The sequence below is a fragment of the Pseudomonas sp. MPFS genome, assembly GCF_022537035.1.
GTDB classification, from domain to species: domain Bacteria; phylum Pseudomonadota; class Gammaproteobacteria; order Pseudomonadales; family Pseudomonadaceae; genus Aquipseudomonas; species Aquipseudomonas sessilinigenes.
On sequence record NZ_CP066123.1, the window covers coordinates 5115260 to 5130059 of the forward strand.

Consider the following 14800-nt stretch of genomic DNA (forward strand, 5'->3'; position numbering starts at 1 on the left):
ATCGTTACACTGCGCAAGCGGCACATCATGGACGTGCCCTCCGACCTATCAAAATCGCGTGGAAGCAGGAGAGTTGCGTGCTCAAGAAACTGGGAATCAAAGGCCGCGTACTATTGCTGACCTTGCTACCCACCAGCCTGATGGCCCTGGTGCTGGGCGGCTACTTCACCTGGATGCAGCTCTCTGATCTGCAGACTCAACTGTTGCAGCGCGGAGAAATGATCGCCGAGCAACTGGCCTCGCTGGTGGCACCGGCGATGGGCAATCGCAATACCCAGATGCTTGAGCGCATCGCCACCCAGGCCCTGGAACAAGAGGACGTGCGCGCGGTATCGCTGCTGGCCCCGGATCGCACGCTCATCGCCCATGCCGGGCCCAGCATGCTCAATCCAGCACCAGCGGGTAACAGCACGCACATGGTGCAACGCAGCGGCAACGACGCGACCCGCTACCAGATGCCGGTCTTCGGCCGTCATCGCAATCTTGCGGGCGATCTGATTCCCGATGAGTCCGACCGCCTCCTGGGCTGGGTAGAGCTGGAGCTGTCCCATAGCGGCATGTTGCTGCGTGGATATCGCAGCCTGTTCGCCAGCCTGCTGCTGATCGCTTCCGGCCTGGCCCTCACTGCCCTGCTGGCGGTGCGCATGGGACGGACCATCAACAACCCGCTGAGCCAGATCAAGCTAGCCGTGACGCAATTGAAAGACGGCAACCTGGAAACTCGCCTGCCACCCTTGGGCAGCCAGGAGCTGGATGACCTGGCCTCGGGCATCAATCGCATGGCCAGCACCCTGCAAAATGCCCAGGAAGAATTGCAGCACAGCATCGACCAGGCCACGGAAGACGTGCGCCAGAACCTGGAGACCATCGAGATCCAGAACATTGAGCTGGACCTGGCACGCAAGGAGGCCCTGGAAGCCAGCCGGATCAAATCCGAGTTCCTGGCCAACATGAGCCACGAGATCCGCACGCCGCTCAACGGCATCCTCGGCTTCACCCACCTGTTGCAGAAAAGCGAACTGACCCCGCGCCAGCTGGATTATCTGGGCACCATCGAGAAATCTGCCGACAGCCTGCTGGGTATCATCAACGAAATCCTCGACTTCTCGAAAATCGAGGCCGGCAAGCTGGTCCTCGACAACATCCCGTTCAACCTGCGGGACTTGCTGCAAGACACCCTGACCATCCTCGCTCCAGCGGCCCACGCCAAGCAGCTTGAGCTGGTCAGCCTGGTGTACCGCGACACGCCACTCTCGCTGGTGGGCGACCCGCTGCGCCTCAAGCAGATCCTCACCAACCTGGTCAGCAACGCGATCAAGTTCACCCGCGAAGGCACCATCGTCGCCCGGGCCATGCTCGAGGAAGAACACGAAGACAGCGTGCAACTGCGTATCAGCATCCAGGACACCGGCATCGGCTTGTCGAACCAGGATGTCCGCGCCCTGTTCCAGGCCTTCAGCCAGGCCGACAACTCGCTGTCGCGGCAACCCGGCGGTACCGGCCTCGGGCTGGTGATTTCCAAGCGCCTGATCGAACAGATGGGTGGCGAGATCGGCGTCGACAGCACGCCTGGGGAAGGTTCCGAGTTCTGGATCAGCCTGAGCCTGCCCAAGGCTCGCGACGACGCCGAGGACCTGCCTGCACCGCCACTGCTGGGACGGCGCGTGGCCGTCCTGGAAAACCACGAGCTGGCCCGCCAGGCCTTGCAGCACCAGTTGGAAGACTGCGGACTGGAAGTAACACCCTTCAATACCCTGGAAGCCCTGACCAACGGCATTACCGGCGTCCATCAGAGCGACCAGGCCATTGACCTGGCGGTGCTCGGCATCACCACCAACGACATGGCGCCCGAACGCCTGAGCCAGCACATCTGGGATCTGGAACACCTGGGCTGCAAGGTGCTTGTCCTGTGCCCGACCACCGAACAGTCGCTCTTCCAACTGTCAGTGCCCAATCCCCACAGCCAGTTGCAGGCCAAGCCTGCTTGTACTCGCAAGCTGCGCCGGGCGCTGTCCGACCTGGTCACGCCACGCCGACCTCGTACTGAGCCGGAAGAAAGTATCTCCAGCCGTGCCCCGCGCGTGCTGTGCGTAGATGACAACCCGGCCAACCTGCTGCTGATCCAGACCTTGCTCCAGGACATGGGTGCCAAGGTCCAGGCGGTGGACAACGGTTTTGCCGCCTTGAATGCCATCCAGCAGGAGCCGTTCGACCTGGTAATGATGGACGTACAGATGCCTGGCATGGACGGTCGGCAAAGCACCGAGGCCATCCGCCAATGGGAAAGCGAGCGCCACGGTACGCCGCTGCCCATCGTCGCCCTGACGGCACACGCCATGGCCAACGAAAAGCGCGCCCTGTTGCAAAGCGGCATGGATGACTACCTGACCAAGCCCATCAGCGAACGCCAGCTGGCCCAGGTAGTTCTCAAGTGGACCGGCTTGGCCTTGCGCAACCAGGGGACAGAGCGCCCCGGCGAACGCCAGGAACTGAGCCTGGAGCTGCAGGTGCTGGATCAGGAAGAAGGCCTGCGCCTGGCAGCAGGCAAAGCCGATCTGGCAGCCGACATGCTGGCCATGCTGCTGGCGTCCCTGGAGGCCGACCGCGAGGCGATCAATGCCGCACGAGCAGCCAATGACCACAGCGCCCTCATCGAACGGGTCCATCGGCTGCACGGCGCCACCCGATATTGCGGAGTACCGCAGTTGCGTGCCGCCTGCCAGCGCAGCGAAACCCTGCTCAAGCAGGAGGACGCCAAGGCCTTCGCTGCCCTGGACGAGCTGGACCATGCCATCGACCGCCTGAACAGCGAAGCACGAGTCAAGGCCTGATCCAGGGCAAGAACCGCCCGGCGTCCCGGCCTCATCCTGGGCGCCTTCGAACAAGGATGCAGCCATGCGTACGATTCTTTTCAGCAGCCAGAACTATGATCGCGAGAGCTTTCTCGACGCCCCTCTGCCGGCCGGCATCGAACTGCAATTCCAGGCCGCCCGCCTGAGCCTGGATACCGCGCCCCTGGCCGAGCGCCATGAAGTGGTCTGTGCCTTTATCAACGACGACTTGAGCGCACCGGTGCTCGAACAACTGGCTGCCGGCGGCACGCGGCTGATCGCCTTGCGCTCGGCGGGCTACAACCATGTCGATCTACCCGCAGCCAAACGCCTGGGCCTGGATGTGGTGCGGGTCCCGGCCTATTCGCCCCATGCCGTGGCCGAGCACGCCGTGGCCTTGATCCTGGCGCTGAACCGCCGTTTGCATCGGGCCTATAACCGTACGCGCGAAGGCGATTTCACACTGCACGGCCTCACCGGCTTCGACCTCGTGGGCAAGACCGTGGGAGTCGTCGGCACCGGGCAGATCGGCGCTACGTTCGCGCGCATCATGGCCGGCTTCGGCTGCCAGTTGCTGGCCTACGACCCCTACCCCAACCCTGCGGTACAAGCCCTGGGCGCGCGCTACATGGAACTGCCGGAACTGCTGGCCCAAGCGCAGATCATCAGCCTGCACTGCCCACTTACCGACGCCAGCCGCTACTTGATCAACCCGCAGAGCCTGGCGCAGATGCAGCCAGGGGCGATGCTGATCAATACCGGTCGCGGCGGCCTGGTGGATACCCCCGCCCTGATCGAGGCTCTCAAGAGCGGCCAATTGGGCTACCTGGGCCTGGATGTCTATGAAGAAGAGGCCCAACTGTTCTTCGAAGATCGCTCCGACCTGCCGTTGCAGGATGACGTCCTGGCCAGGCTGCTGACCTTTCCCAACGTGATTGTCACCGCGCACCAGGCATTTCTGACCCGCGAAGCCCTGGCGGCGATTGCCGACACCACCTTGCACAACATCGCCAGTTGGATCGCGGGGCAAGCACAGAACCTGGTCCATGGCTGAAGCCGGCGCCGTGTCCTGATCGAAGGTCGCCAGCCCGCGACCTGAGACGCCAGGCCCCGTGCTAGCATACGCGGCAGATTTGGAGGACCCATGGTCGAACACGATTTCCGCTACACCCTGATGAGCCCGCAACACACCCTGATCGAATGCCGTGCCCTGGTACCGGGCCGCTATCAAGTCACCGGCAACGGTGGCTCGATCCGTGCCAACGACGTGCTGGTGGTCACCCTCAAAGGCAGCAAGGATTTGTCCATGCGCCTGACCGTGGACACCGTCCGCCACCTGATCAACCCGGTCGGCCAATGGGTCGCGGTGGCCAGCGGCCCGGTATTCGGTGAGTTGGCCATTCATCAATGGCAGGTCAATTGCGACAGTTGCGCCGTGCAGCTGGACTTTGAGTTCGCAGTGGACGCCAAGCTTGGCGAGAAGGCCCGCAAGAGCGCCGCCAGCGCTCGGATTGCCGAACTTGGCTGGAGCAGTGAAGGCGAGCGCCACCTGTGCCCGAAATGCCGGCAGAGCGGCCAATGAAACGCCTGGCGCTGGCCGTGGCATTCGGCGCCGGCCTGCTGGGTTGCGCCGCCGAACCGCTGAAGTTGCAGCAGGATCGCAGCTATATCCTGGAATGGATCGGTGAACGCCCGCTCATCGACTACAGCCACCTGACCATCACCCTCGGCGAGGATGGCCGGGCCTATGGCAATGGCGGCTGCAACCACTGGTTCGCACCCTATACCCTGGATGGCGAAAAACTCACCTTCGGCAAGATCGGCAGCACCCGCAAGCTCTGCGCTCCGGCGTTGATGGAGCAGGAGCGACGCTTTCTCCAGGCCTTGCAGACCGTCGAACGCTGGGATATCTCGCCCATCGAGCAAGTGCGCTTCTGGCCTGCCGAAGGCAAGCCGCTACGCTGGTGGCTGGAAGAAGGCTGACAGTAAGCCTGTGGTAACACAGGCTTGCCCCATCAATGGCCGCGCAAGGCCTGTAGCTTCGCCAGCACTCCCGCCGCGGTCTGCTCGCCCAGCAACTGCTCACGCACCTTGCCCTTGTCATCGATGATATAGGTCACGGGCAGCGCTTCGCTGCGCGGCAGGTCGAAGACCTGCGCCGGGTCCTGGGCCAGCACGGTGAACTTGATCCCCAGCTTCTCACTGGCGCTCTTGAGCTCCTCGCCCTGCACGTTATCGAAGTTGACCCCCAGCACGGTCGCCTGCCCCTTGAGCTGCTCGTTCAAGGCATTCAATTCGGGAACCTCGGTGCGGCATGGCCCACACCACTCCGCCCAGTAGTTGAGCACCAGCCACTGCTTGTCCAGGCGTTCGGCAGCGACTTTCTGGCCATGCTGGTCGACCCCGTAATCGTTGCCACAACCACTTAGCAGCAGGGTTGTGATGATCGCCAATACTGCAGCCAGTTGCCTTGTCATGCCTGTTTCCTGTCGTTGAACGTGTCTAAAAGATGATCACCTGACGATAATCGCTGCGACCTATCGACTCTCGAGGTTCAGGAGAGCCGGTCGCGCGGGTAGAATAGCCGCCACCTTACGCAAGATGCGACCCACACATGACCGACCTGACGCTTTATCACAACCCACGCTGCTCGAAATCCCGCGCGGCACTGGAGCTGCTGGAACAACGCGGCCTGGCTCCGACCGTGGTCCGCTACCTGGAAACCCCTTTGGATGCCACTCGCCTGCACGCTCTGCTGGACAAGCTCGGCCTCAGCGCACGCCAGTTGCTGCGCACCGGTGAGGACGAGTACAAGAGCCTGGGCCTGGCTGATACCAGCCTCAGCGAAGAACAGCTGATCGCTGCCATCGCCCAGCATCCGAAACTCATGGAGCGACCGGTCCTGGAGACCAGCGACAAGGCCATCATTGGTCGTCCCCCAGAAAATGTACTGGAGATCCTGCCTTGAGCACCCCGTACATCCTGGTCCTGTACTACAGCCGCAACGGCTCCACCAGCGAGATGGCCCGGCAGATCGCCCGGGGTATCGAGCAGGCAGGCATGGAAGCACGCCTGCGGACTGTCCCGGCCATTTCCGCCGAATGCGAAGCCGTGGCACCCGCGATTCCCGACAGCGGAGCGCTCTATGCCAGCCTCGACGACCTGAAGCACTGTTCGGGCCTGGTCATGGGCAGCCCTACCCGTTTCGGCAACATGGCCGCGCCACTCAAGTACTTCCTCGACGGCACCAGCAACCTGTGGCTGACCGGAGCCCTGGTGGGCAAGCCGGCAGGCGTGTTCACCTCCACAGCCAGCCTGCACGGCGGCCAGGAGGCCACCCTGCTGTCGATGATGCTGCCACTGCTGCACCACGGCATGCTGATCACCGGCCTGCCATACAGCGAATCGGCCCTGCTGGAGACTCGTGGCGGCGGTACTCCCTATGGCGCCAGTCATCATGCCGGTGCCGACGGCAAGAGCCCTCTGGACGAACATGAGATCGCGCTGTGCCGGGCCCTGGGCCTGCGCGTGGCAAAAACCGCGCAAAAGCTGGGGAACGACCGTGGCCAAGAAGCCTAAGATCCTGCCCGAAGTACAGTGGCTGGAACCCCGGGTGCGGATTGCCCGCATCCTTAGCCTGGTGTGTTTCTTTGGCCTGGTGGGCCTGCTCGGCATCTACTACCTGCTGGTAGCCGACCTGCACGGGGCCCGCCCCTGGGTAATCCTGCTGATCGAGCTGATCCCCCTGCTGCTGATGGCTCCTGGCATGCTCAGCGGCAGTGCCCGCGGCCATTCGTGGATGTGCTTCGTGGTCAACCTGTACTTCATCAAGGGGGCCCTGGCCGCCTACGACCCCAACCGCCAGATGTTCGGCCTGCTGGAAATGTTCGCCAGCCTTGCAGTGTTCACCTCATCACTGCTCTATGTACGCTGGCGCTTCCAGCTCAACCGCAGGCTTGCTGGCGAAGGTGCCAACCCGGCCTGATCCGGCCTCCAGGCAGCCCCGGGATCTTGCACACCCGGGGTGCCTGTAACCGCACCCTGCCACCCACCTTGCAGGGCAACCCGCTGAACGACACTTGCGAACCGACCCGGAGCAGGCATGCACGACTACAAATGGCTCAACGAATACTGTCTCAACCGCTTCGGCTCCGTAGCGGCCCTTGAGGAGCGGCTACCGACTCCCGCCAGCGACGACGCCCTACGCGCCTTGAGTGCCGACCGCTATTTGTCGACCCTCGCCTTGCGAGTGTTTCGCGCCGGACTGAAACACAGCCTGGTGGACGCCAAATGGCCGGCCTTCGAGCAGGTTTTCTTCGGCTTCGACCCTCACAAGGTGGTGCTGATGGGGGCCGAGCACCTTGAGCGCCTGATGCAGGACACACGGATCATTCGTCACCTGGGCAAGCTCAAGAGCGTGCCCCGCAACGCCCAGATGATCCTCGATGTGGAACAGCAGCACGCAAGCTTCGGTCAGTTCATCGCCGACTGGCCGGTACAGGACATCACCGGGCTGTGGCAGTACCTGGCCAAGCATGGCAATCAGCTGGGCGGACTATCGGCTCCACGCTTCCTGCGCATGGTGGGCAAGGACACGTTCATTCCCACCTGGGACGTGGTGGCCGCCCTCAATGCCCAGAACATCATCGACAAGGTCCCCAGCAGCAAGCGCGACCAGGCCCTGGTACAAGATGTGTTCAATCAATGGCAACAGGAAAGCGGCCGTCCGCTCTGCCAGTTGTCGGCAATGCTGGCCTACACGGTCAATCACTGAATACTGCCCCCCTGGCGCTTCCATGATTCCTTGCCCGCAACGGGCAGGGAACTTCCCTCTTCATCCCGCGCAATCATTCAAGCTGACAATAAGCTGAACTAAATGCGGGGATTTCTCACCCACTGTTTCCGATCAGATACAGTTCATCCGGCAATTACCACAACGATTAAGACCACCAGTCAACAGTGGTGCGTGCCCGGCGAAAAAGCATTGATCCAGTCAAAACCTGAACGACAGCTGTCAGACTCTTAACTAGTCTCTATCGCTCATTCGTTTTTTTCACATTGCTTTCACTCTTCGCCTACTTGCCCGGTCCTAAATTGGCCATCAATTGCAGGGCGGGCCCGACACCGGTCTTTTTCAGAACACCAGCTCCAACCCGAATGACAAGTCCTTATCCAAAAACAGTTCAGGTAAGCGAAGTGATCAACACTGTTAAACCCGGTACTCCTCCCCAGCGTCCGTCGCTAAGCCGATCCCGCAGGATCATCGCCTGGGCGAGTGCGATAACCCTCGCTGCCCTCGTCAGCGGTTTCGTCCTGTGGCCCGGAACGCCTCTGGACCTGGGTGTTGGCAACCAAATGGAAAGCGCTGGCGTCTACCGCCACTGGAAAAGCGGCGAGGTAATCGCCCTGGTACGCCATGCCGAACGGTGCGACCGCTCCGCCAATCCCTGCCTGGGCCCCGCCGACGGCATCACCCAGCTTGGCAGCACCACCTCCAGCGGGCTGGGCCGGGCATTTCGCTCACTCGGCCTGGAAACCACCGATATCGTCAGCAGCCCGGCCACGCGCACCCGACAGACAGCAGACCTGATGTTCAACCAAGCAGTGCCGACCCAGGATTGGTTACTCAACTGCGGTGCGGATTTCGGCGATGTGATCAAGGCGCACAAGAACGCCAGGCGTAACTTGGTATTGGTCACCCACAGTGATTGCATCAGCGACCTGGAAAGCCAGTTGGGTTTCGAACATGCCCTGCATAGTAAGTACAACAGTTCGCTGTTCGTTACCCAAAACAGTGACGGTACGCTGCATATACTGGGGACCATCAGTGCCGAAGACTGGCAGCAGGCCATCGAACACTCACCGACCAACTTGTAACGCTTTTTTACAACATCTCAACAGTTTTTTCCCAGCAAATAGACACACTCGTTAGTTACCTAATTGACTTTATTCATTCTTGTACTAAGCAGAACAACGAGCAACAGAACTTACAACGGGATCACATCACCTGAACGGTGCGATGGCCTCGAACTTTTGCGGCTTGAGAAACTACAGGTTCAACATCAATAGCAGGTCTACCAGTAGCACTTGCTGCAAGTAACACCCAGGCTATCTGCCGACGACTTCGAGGACACAAATGCACCGCACGTCACCACCCCAAGCTTATGGATCAAGCACCACGTCATCTGGCTATACCGTGGGCGGGAGTACATACGGCATCCTCCAACGCTGGGCACTGCCTTTGTTGCTGCTCGCCTTCGGCCTGTTCTACTTGTTGCCACTGACCGCCCACGGCCTGTGGATCCCCGATGAAACCCGCTATGCACAGATCAGCCAGGAAATGCTGCTGCGCGGCGACTGGGTCTCCCCTCATTTCATGGGCATCCGTTATTTCGAAAAGCCTATTGCCGGCTATTGGATGATCGCGATCGGCCAGGCGGTATTCGGTGACAACCTGTTCGGAGTACGGGTCGCTTCAGCTGTAAGCACGGGCTTGAGCGTGATCCTGGCCTTCCTCATCACGCGCCGAATGTGGAACGACCCACGCAAGAGCTTTGCCGCCGCCTTGCTGTACATGAGCTTTGGCCTGATTGCCGGGCAAGCCGGCTACTCCAACCTCGATCCGCAATTCACCTTATGGGTCAACCTGAGCCTGGTCGCACTGTGGTTCGCCCTGGATGCTCGGAGTACTCGCTCACGCTTGCTGGCCTGGGCCCTGCTGGGCGCGGCCTGCGCAATGGGCTTCATGACCAAGGGCTTCCTGGCCTGGCTACTGCCGGTACTGATCGCCTTGCCCTACATGTTGTGGCAGCGCCGTCTCGGTGAGCTGCTGCGCTATGGCCTGGTCGCAGTAGCGGTCGCCATCCTCATCAGCCTGCCCTGGGTATTGAGCATCCATGCCCATGAACCGGACTTCTGGCGCTTCTTCTTCTGGCATGAACACATCCGCCGCTTTGCTGCCGAGAATGCCCAGCACACCCGTCCCTGGTGGTTCTACCTGCCTTTGCTGGCCGCCTCCAGCCTGCCTTGGGCCGCCCTGCTGCCTGGCACGATGATCCAGGCCTGGAAGGACAAGCGCCAGGCTGCAAGCGGTTTCCTGCTGCTGTGGATGTTGCTGCCACTGGTATTTTTCAGCCTCAGCCGTGGCAAGCTGCCGACCTACATCATGCCGTGCCTGTTGCCCCTGGCCATTCTCATGGCGCATGCGCTAATCGAGCGAATCGGCGCTGGCAAGACCCGAGAGGTTCGTCTCAATAGCCTGCTCAACCTGCTGATTGGCGTGGGAGCGCTGATCACGCTGGTCGTACTGCAGATCACTCGCCCCGTGTACGAACACGATGAAATGCTCAGCCTGTCCCTGGTGTTCATCATGCTCATGGGCTGGATCATCGCCAACCTGCTGCCCGCCTCCAGGCCCTTGCAGTACTGGGCCGCACCAGCCCTGGGGATCTGGCTGCTGGTGGCGCTGCTACCCGCAGGCATGCCCGCCGTGATCGTCCATAACAAGATGCCCGACCAGTTCATCAAGGAACACCTGGAGGAACTCAAGCAGACCACGACATTGCTGAGCAACGATCTGGGGGCGGCCTCCGCCCTGGCCTGGCGTCTGCGGCGCCCGGACGTGACGCTATACAACACTGAAGGCGAATTGAAATATGGCCTGACATATTCTGATTCGGAACAACGCAAGGTCAGCATGGCCAACATCGGCCAATGGATGAACGAAGCACGCAAGCAGGGGACGGTCGGCGTAGTCATGCGAGTCAAGGATGTCTTGGAAAACCAGGAGATCGCCCTGCTTCCCACAGGTGGCAAGCGCTATACGCAAGGCAACATGGTCATCATGATCCTGCCATCGGCCCAGCCTTGATTGCCGCTGCCTGATACCTCACGACGTCAGCGTCGGCTTCGGTCGGTGCTGGCGTTTTTTCAAGGCGCCCTGACGGCGATGCAATACCGCTCCTCCCGGCCTCCTCCACGGAACTGTATCCATGAAGATCTGCAACAGTGAGCGCAAGGCCCTGGTCCTGCTGCTCGGCGTGTCTGCCCTGATCCTGCTCCTTGGCCTCGGCTCGCGCGAGCTATGGGGCCCTGAAACCCGTTGGGCCAACATCGTCCTGCAGATGTTGCAGAGCGGTGATTACTTCGACCCCTACCTCAAAGGCAGCCCCTATTACGACAAGCCCTTGCCCTCCTACTGGCTGATTGTCGCCAGCACCTGGCTGACGGGCGGACTGGGACATTGGTCGCTGCGCCTGTCCTCGGTACTCGCCGCCTGGCTGAGCATCTGGCTGGTGTACCTGCTGGGCGAGCAGCTGTTTCGCAAAGGCACCGGCCTGATCGCCGGCTGGATGCTGGCTACCACCTTCTATTTTGCCTTCTGGGCCCGGGTGGCAACCGCCGACATTCTCACGGTGTGCGGGGTGTTGGCCGCGGTATGGTGGTACTGGCGCGGCCCCGAGGACACCCGGCTAGGGCGCTACACCGTGTTCTTCCTGTTACTGGCGGCCACCTCCCTGTTCAAGGGCCTGATCGGTTTTGTCCTGCCGGGGCTGGTCCTGCTGCCCCACCTGCTCGACCAAGGGCGCTGGAAACGCCATCTCAACCTGCGTCTATGCCTGGCCCTGCTGATCGCAGGGCTGCTCTACATGACGCCGTTCCTGCTTTCGCACCTGTACGGCACCCCAAACTCGGGGGAAAGCGGCCTGAGCCTGGTATTTCGCGAAAACGTGGTGCGCTTCTTCGATCCGTTCGACCATGTCGGCCCGATCTACACCTACCTGATCTACCTGCCGCTCTACACCTTGCCCTGGGCTCCCTACTGGGTTCTCGCGCTATGGGTGGCTGCCAGGCACTGGCGCCAATTGCAACCGAATGAACGCTGGTTGGTATGGGCCCTGGGCCTGCTGTTCCTGTTCTTTACCGCCAGTGGCAGCCGGCGCAGCTACTATGTCCTGCCGCTTGTACCCTTTGCCCAGCTCCTGGCCGCCTGGTGGTTGAGCCGACGCCTGGAACAAGGACGCGCCAGCGGCAAGGATCGACGCCGTGGCTGGACCCTGGGCTTTGCCAGCGCGGCCATGGTCATGCTGCTGGTGCTGGGCATCGCCTATCCCTGGAGCAACGGGGGCGGCGGGGTGATCCAGTTCGCGGCGCAGGTGAGGAGCGAAGCGAGTCGCATCGCCCCCTGGAACCAGTGGCGAATGGTGATGGTGGAGGTCGATAACAAGCTGCCGATGTACCTGCAGAACCAGGGGGCGCCGTTCTACTATGTGGCGCAAACCCAGGACTTCCCGAAGACCGGCAGCAGTGCCGACTTCATGGCCTGGCTGGACAAGACCAGCGGCCAGCATTGGGATCCCCAACGTACGCTGATCTTCGTGGCACAGAGCAAGAAAGGGCCGCAGTTGCTCGATTACCTGGGCCAGGATCACCAGCTGGTCCCGACCCTTCCCACCAATGGCGAACGACTGGCCAAGAAGCCGGCGCAAGGCAACATGGCCTTCATCCCTCGCCAGCCAGGGGCATGAACGAAAGCGCCGTGCCTGCTCTCCTGGAGGCACGGCACAACGCTGGCCTTAGAGGTTCACCAGGTTGACGAAGCGCGGCGTGGCTGTGTCATCGATACGCAGGCTGGTGAAGTCGAACAGGTTGCGGTCCGCCAGTTGCGACGGGATGACGTTCTGCAAGCCACGGAAGATGTTCTCGGTACGTCCCGGGCTCTTGCGCTCCCACTCCTGAAGCATTTCCTTGACCACCTGGCGCTGCAGGTTCTCCTGGGAGCCGCAGAGGTTGCAGGGAATGATCGGGAATTGCTTGAGATCGGAATAGGCCTGGATGTCCTTCTCGTTGCAGTAGGCCAGCGGGCGGATCACCACGTTGCGCCCGTCGTCGGCCAGCAGCTTGGGCGGCATGGCCTTGAGCGAGCCGTTGTAGAACATATTGAGGAAGAACGTCTCGACGATGTCGTCACGGTGGTGCCCGAGGGCCATCTTGGTGGCGCCGATCTCGTCGGCGAAGGTGTACAAGGTGCCACGGCGCAAGCGCGAGCACAGCGAGCAGGTGGTCTTGCCTTCGGGCACCAGCTCCTTGACCACCGAGTAAGTGTCTTTCTCGACGATGTGGTACTCGATCCCCAGTTCCTTGAGGTAGGCCGGCAGTACGTGCTCAGGGAAGCCCGGCTGCTTCTGGTCCATGTTCACCGCGACGATCTCGAACTTGATCGGCGCCACCTTCTGCAGGTGCATCAGCACATCGAGCATGGTGTAGCTGTCCTTGCCGCCGGACAGGCAGACCATGACCTTGTCGCCCTCTTCGATCATGTTGAAATCGGCGACCGCTTCGCCCGCCAGTCGGCGAAGGCGTTTCTGCAGTTTGTTCTGGTTGACCGTAAGAGTGCCCATGGCGCTTGGAATCCGCGAGGTGTGTGACGAAAAGCCGAGCATTTTACGCAAAAACACCAGCCCCATGAAAGCGCCCCCGAGCAGCGGCCACTACCGCCCAGGCAACAGAGGCTCTGGCAATTAGCCCAGGCATTTACAGCGCAATTTGCTCTAAAGCTGCACACACTTGATGAAAACTCCTCCCTATACTGCGACATAAGGTCGCACACACATACAGACCTGTACCGACTGTGCCACTTGGCTGTAAGCGCTCCGTTGGGGGGCAATGGCAACGATAAAGGAGTGACTGACCATGATTCATCATGTCGTAGGACTCTTCACCCACCCCGATCAGGAATGGCGAGACATCCGCGGCGATGCCGAGGAAAGCATCAGCCACATGTACCTCACCCACACGCTGATTCTGGCGGCGATCCCTGCGGTCTCGGCCTTTATCGGCACCACCCAGGTCGGTTGGGTCATCGGCAGCCGCGCGCCGGTGATGTTGACCGCTGAAAGCGCCCTGTGGATGACCATCATGTCGTACCTGGCCATGCTGGGCGGCGTGGCCGTGATGGGGGCCTTCATCCACTGGATGGCCCGTACCTATGACGCCAACCCGAGCCTGGCACGCTGCGTGGCGTTCGCCACCTACACCGCGACACCGCTATTCGTCGGCGGCCTGGCGGCGCTGTACCCGCACATGTGGCTGGGGATGATCGTCGGGACGGCAGCTATCTGCTACACGGTGTACCTGCTCTACGTCGGCTTGCCGACCTTCATGAACATCCCATCGGACGAGGGATTCCTGTTTTCCAGCTCGGTGCTCGCGGTGGGACTGGTGGTACTGGTGGCGATCATGGCATTCACCGTGATTGTCTGGGGCCTGGGCGTCGGCCCCGTCTACACCAACTGACGCCGCACCAATAATAATCCTCTGTCTGCCAGCACAGGCCGCCGCAAGGCGGCCTGCCTATTTCAGGGCTCTGCGCAGCGATAGCTCGATGACCATTCAGCGCCTGGGCGATTCGGATTCCACGCTCTTTGCGGCATACTCAGCCGCTCTGGAGAACCGCCAAGCATGCCCGAGCAACTCAATACCCGCGTCGAAGACTGTTTCCTACTCGCTGAATCCTTTTTCAAACGTTCCTTCAAACGCCCGGTGGTCAGCCTCAAGTTGCGCGGCCAGAAAGCCGGAGTCGCGCATTTGCACGAGAACCTGCTGCGCTTCAATCCACAGCTGTATCGGGAAAACGCCGAAGACTTCCTCAAGCAGACCGTGGCCCACGAGGTGGCACACCTGATTGCCCATCAACTGTTCGGCGACCGCATCCAGCCCCATGGCGAGGAGTGGCAACTGATCATGCGCGGGGTGTATGAGCTGCCACCCAATCGCTGCCATACCTACGAGGTGCAGCGGCGCAGCGTGACCCGCTATATCTACCGCTGCCCCTGTGCCCAGAGCGATTTCCCGTTCTCCGCCCAGCGCCACAAACTCGTGGCCCAGGGCCGCCGCTACCTGTGCCGGCGTTGCCGGCAGATCCTGGTCTACAGCGGTGAAACCCGGATCGAGTGAGCGCGCGCCTGCAC

At 61.5% G+C, this 14800-nt stretch carries 15 protein-coding genes; 13 read left to right on the forward strand and 2 right to left on the reverse strand.

Annotated elements, in window-relative coordinates; genetic code table 11:
• Positions 1–77: 77 nt before the first annotated feature.
• From I9018_RS23330 to I9018_RS23345, 4 genes are all read left to right on the forward strand, one after another.
• On the forward strand, positions 78–2831 hold the full coding sequence (locus tag I9018_RS23330) for a response regulator (RefSeq protein ID WP_068587520.1): 2754 nt from the start codon (positions 78–80) through the stop codon (positions 2829–2831).
• 64 nt (positions 2832–2895) lie between these two features.
• Positions 2896–3885: a 2-hydroxyacid dehydrogenase gene (locus I9018_RS23335; RefSeq protein WP_241107618.1), complete on the forward strand. Its 990-nt coding sequence runs from the start codon at positions 2896–2898 to the stop codon at positions 3883–3885.
• 90 nt (positions 3886–3975) lie between these two features.
• Positions 3976–4413: a hypothetical protein gene (locus tag I9018_RS23340; protein WP_068587525.1), complete on the forward strand. Its 438-nt coding sequence runs from the start codon at positions 3976–3978 to the stop codon at positions 4411–4413.
• Positions 4410–4814: an META domain-containing protein gene (locus tag I9018_RS23345; protein WP_068587528.1), complete on the forward strand. Its 405-nt coding sequence runs from the start codon at positions 4410–4412 to the stop codon at positions 4812–4814. The genes I9018_RS23340 and I9018_RS23345 overlap by 4 nt, the downstream gene beginning before the upstream one ends.
• Before the next feature lie 32 nt (positions 4815–4846).
• On the opposite strand, the gene I9018_RS23350 is transcribed toward I9018_RS23345, so the two are convergent.
• Positions 4847–5308, reverse strand: coding sequence for a TlpA disulfide reductase family protein (locus tag I9018_RS23350; protein WP_068587531.1), 462 nt, complete (start codon positions 5306–5308; stop codon positions 4847–4849).
• 137 nt (positions 5309–5445) lie between these two features.
• Between I9018_RS23350 and arsC the strand changes: the two genes are divergently transcribed.
• The 7 genes from arsC to I9018_RS23385 all read left to right on the forward strand — a co-directional run bounded on the left by arsC (position 5446) and on the right by I9018_RS23385 (position 12358).
• On the forward strand, positions 5446–5799 hold the full coding sequence (gene arsC, locus I9018_RS23355) for an arsenate reductase (glutaredoxin) (RefSeq protein ID WP_241107619.1): 354 nt from the start codon (positions 5446–5448) through the stop codon (positions 5797–5799).
• Positions 5796–6410, forward strand: coding sequence for an NAD(P)H:quinone oxidoreductase (gene wrbA / locus I9018_RS23360; RefSeq protein ID WP_068587535.1), 615 nt, complete (start codon positions 5796–5798; stop codon positions 6408–6410). Before arsC ends, wrbA begins: the two co-directional genes overlap by 4 nt.
• On the forward strand, positions 6394–6816 hold the full coding sequence (locus I9018_RS23365; protein WP_068587537.1) for a DUF2069 domain-containing protein: 423 nt from the start codon (positions 6394–6396) through the stop codon (positions 6814–6816). Before wrbA ends, I9018_RS23365 begins: the two co-directional genes overlap by 17 nt.
• Positions 6817–6933: 117 nt before the next feature.
• Entirely contained in the window at positions 6934–7605 is a 672-nt protein-coding gene (locus I9018_RS23370; protein WP_068587539.1) for a DNA-3-methyladenine glycosylase I, read from the forward strand.
• Between the two features lie 581 nt (positions 7606–8186).
• Positions 8187–8708, forward strand: coding sequence for a histidine phosphatase family protein (locus tag I9018_RS23375; RefSeq protein ID WP_225926503.1), 522 nt, complete (start codon positions 8187–8189; stop codon positions 8706–8708).
• A 259-nt stretch (positions 8709–8967) separates the two neighbouring features.
• Entirely contained in the window at positions 8968–10701 is a 1734-nt protein-coding gene (gene arnT / locus I9018_RS23380) for a lipid IV(A) 4-amino-4-deoxy-L-arabinosyltransferase (RefSeq protein ID WP_241107620.1), read from the forward strand.
• A gap of 121 nt (positions 10702–10822) precedes the next feature.
• Complete coding sequence (locus I9018_RS23385) at positions 10823–12358, forward strand: glycosyltransferase family 39 protein (protein ID WP_241107621.1); 1536 nt, start codon at positions 10823–10825, stop codon at positions 12356–12358.
• Positions 12359–12406: 48 nt separating this feature from the next.
• On the opposite strand, the gene ttcA is transcribed toward I9018_RS23385, so the two are convergent.
• Complete coding sequence (gene ttcA / locus I9018_RS23390; RefSeq protein WP_068587546.1) at positions 12407–13231, reverse strand: tRNA 2-thiocytidine(32) synthetase TtcA; 825 nt, start codon at positions 13229–13231, stop codon at positions 12407–12409.
• Between the two features lie 292 nt (positions 13232–13523).
• Between ttcA and I9018_RS23395 the strand changes: the two genes are divergently transcribed.
• Positions 13524–14126 (forward strand): Yip1 family protein, encoded by a 603-nt coding sequence (locus I9018_RS23395; RefSeq protein ID WP_068587548.1) that lies wholly within the window; start codon positions 13524–13526, stop codon positions 14124–14126.
• 165 nt (positions 14127–14291) lie between these two features.
• A complete protein-coding gene (locus I9018_RS23400; RefSeq protein ID WP_068587550.1) occupies positions 14292–14786 on the forward strand; it encodes a SprT family zinc-dependent metalloprotease in 495 nt (164 codons plus the stop codon).
• The last annotated feature ends 14 nt before the right edge of the window (positions 14787–14800 follow it).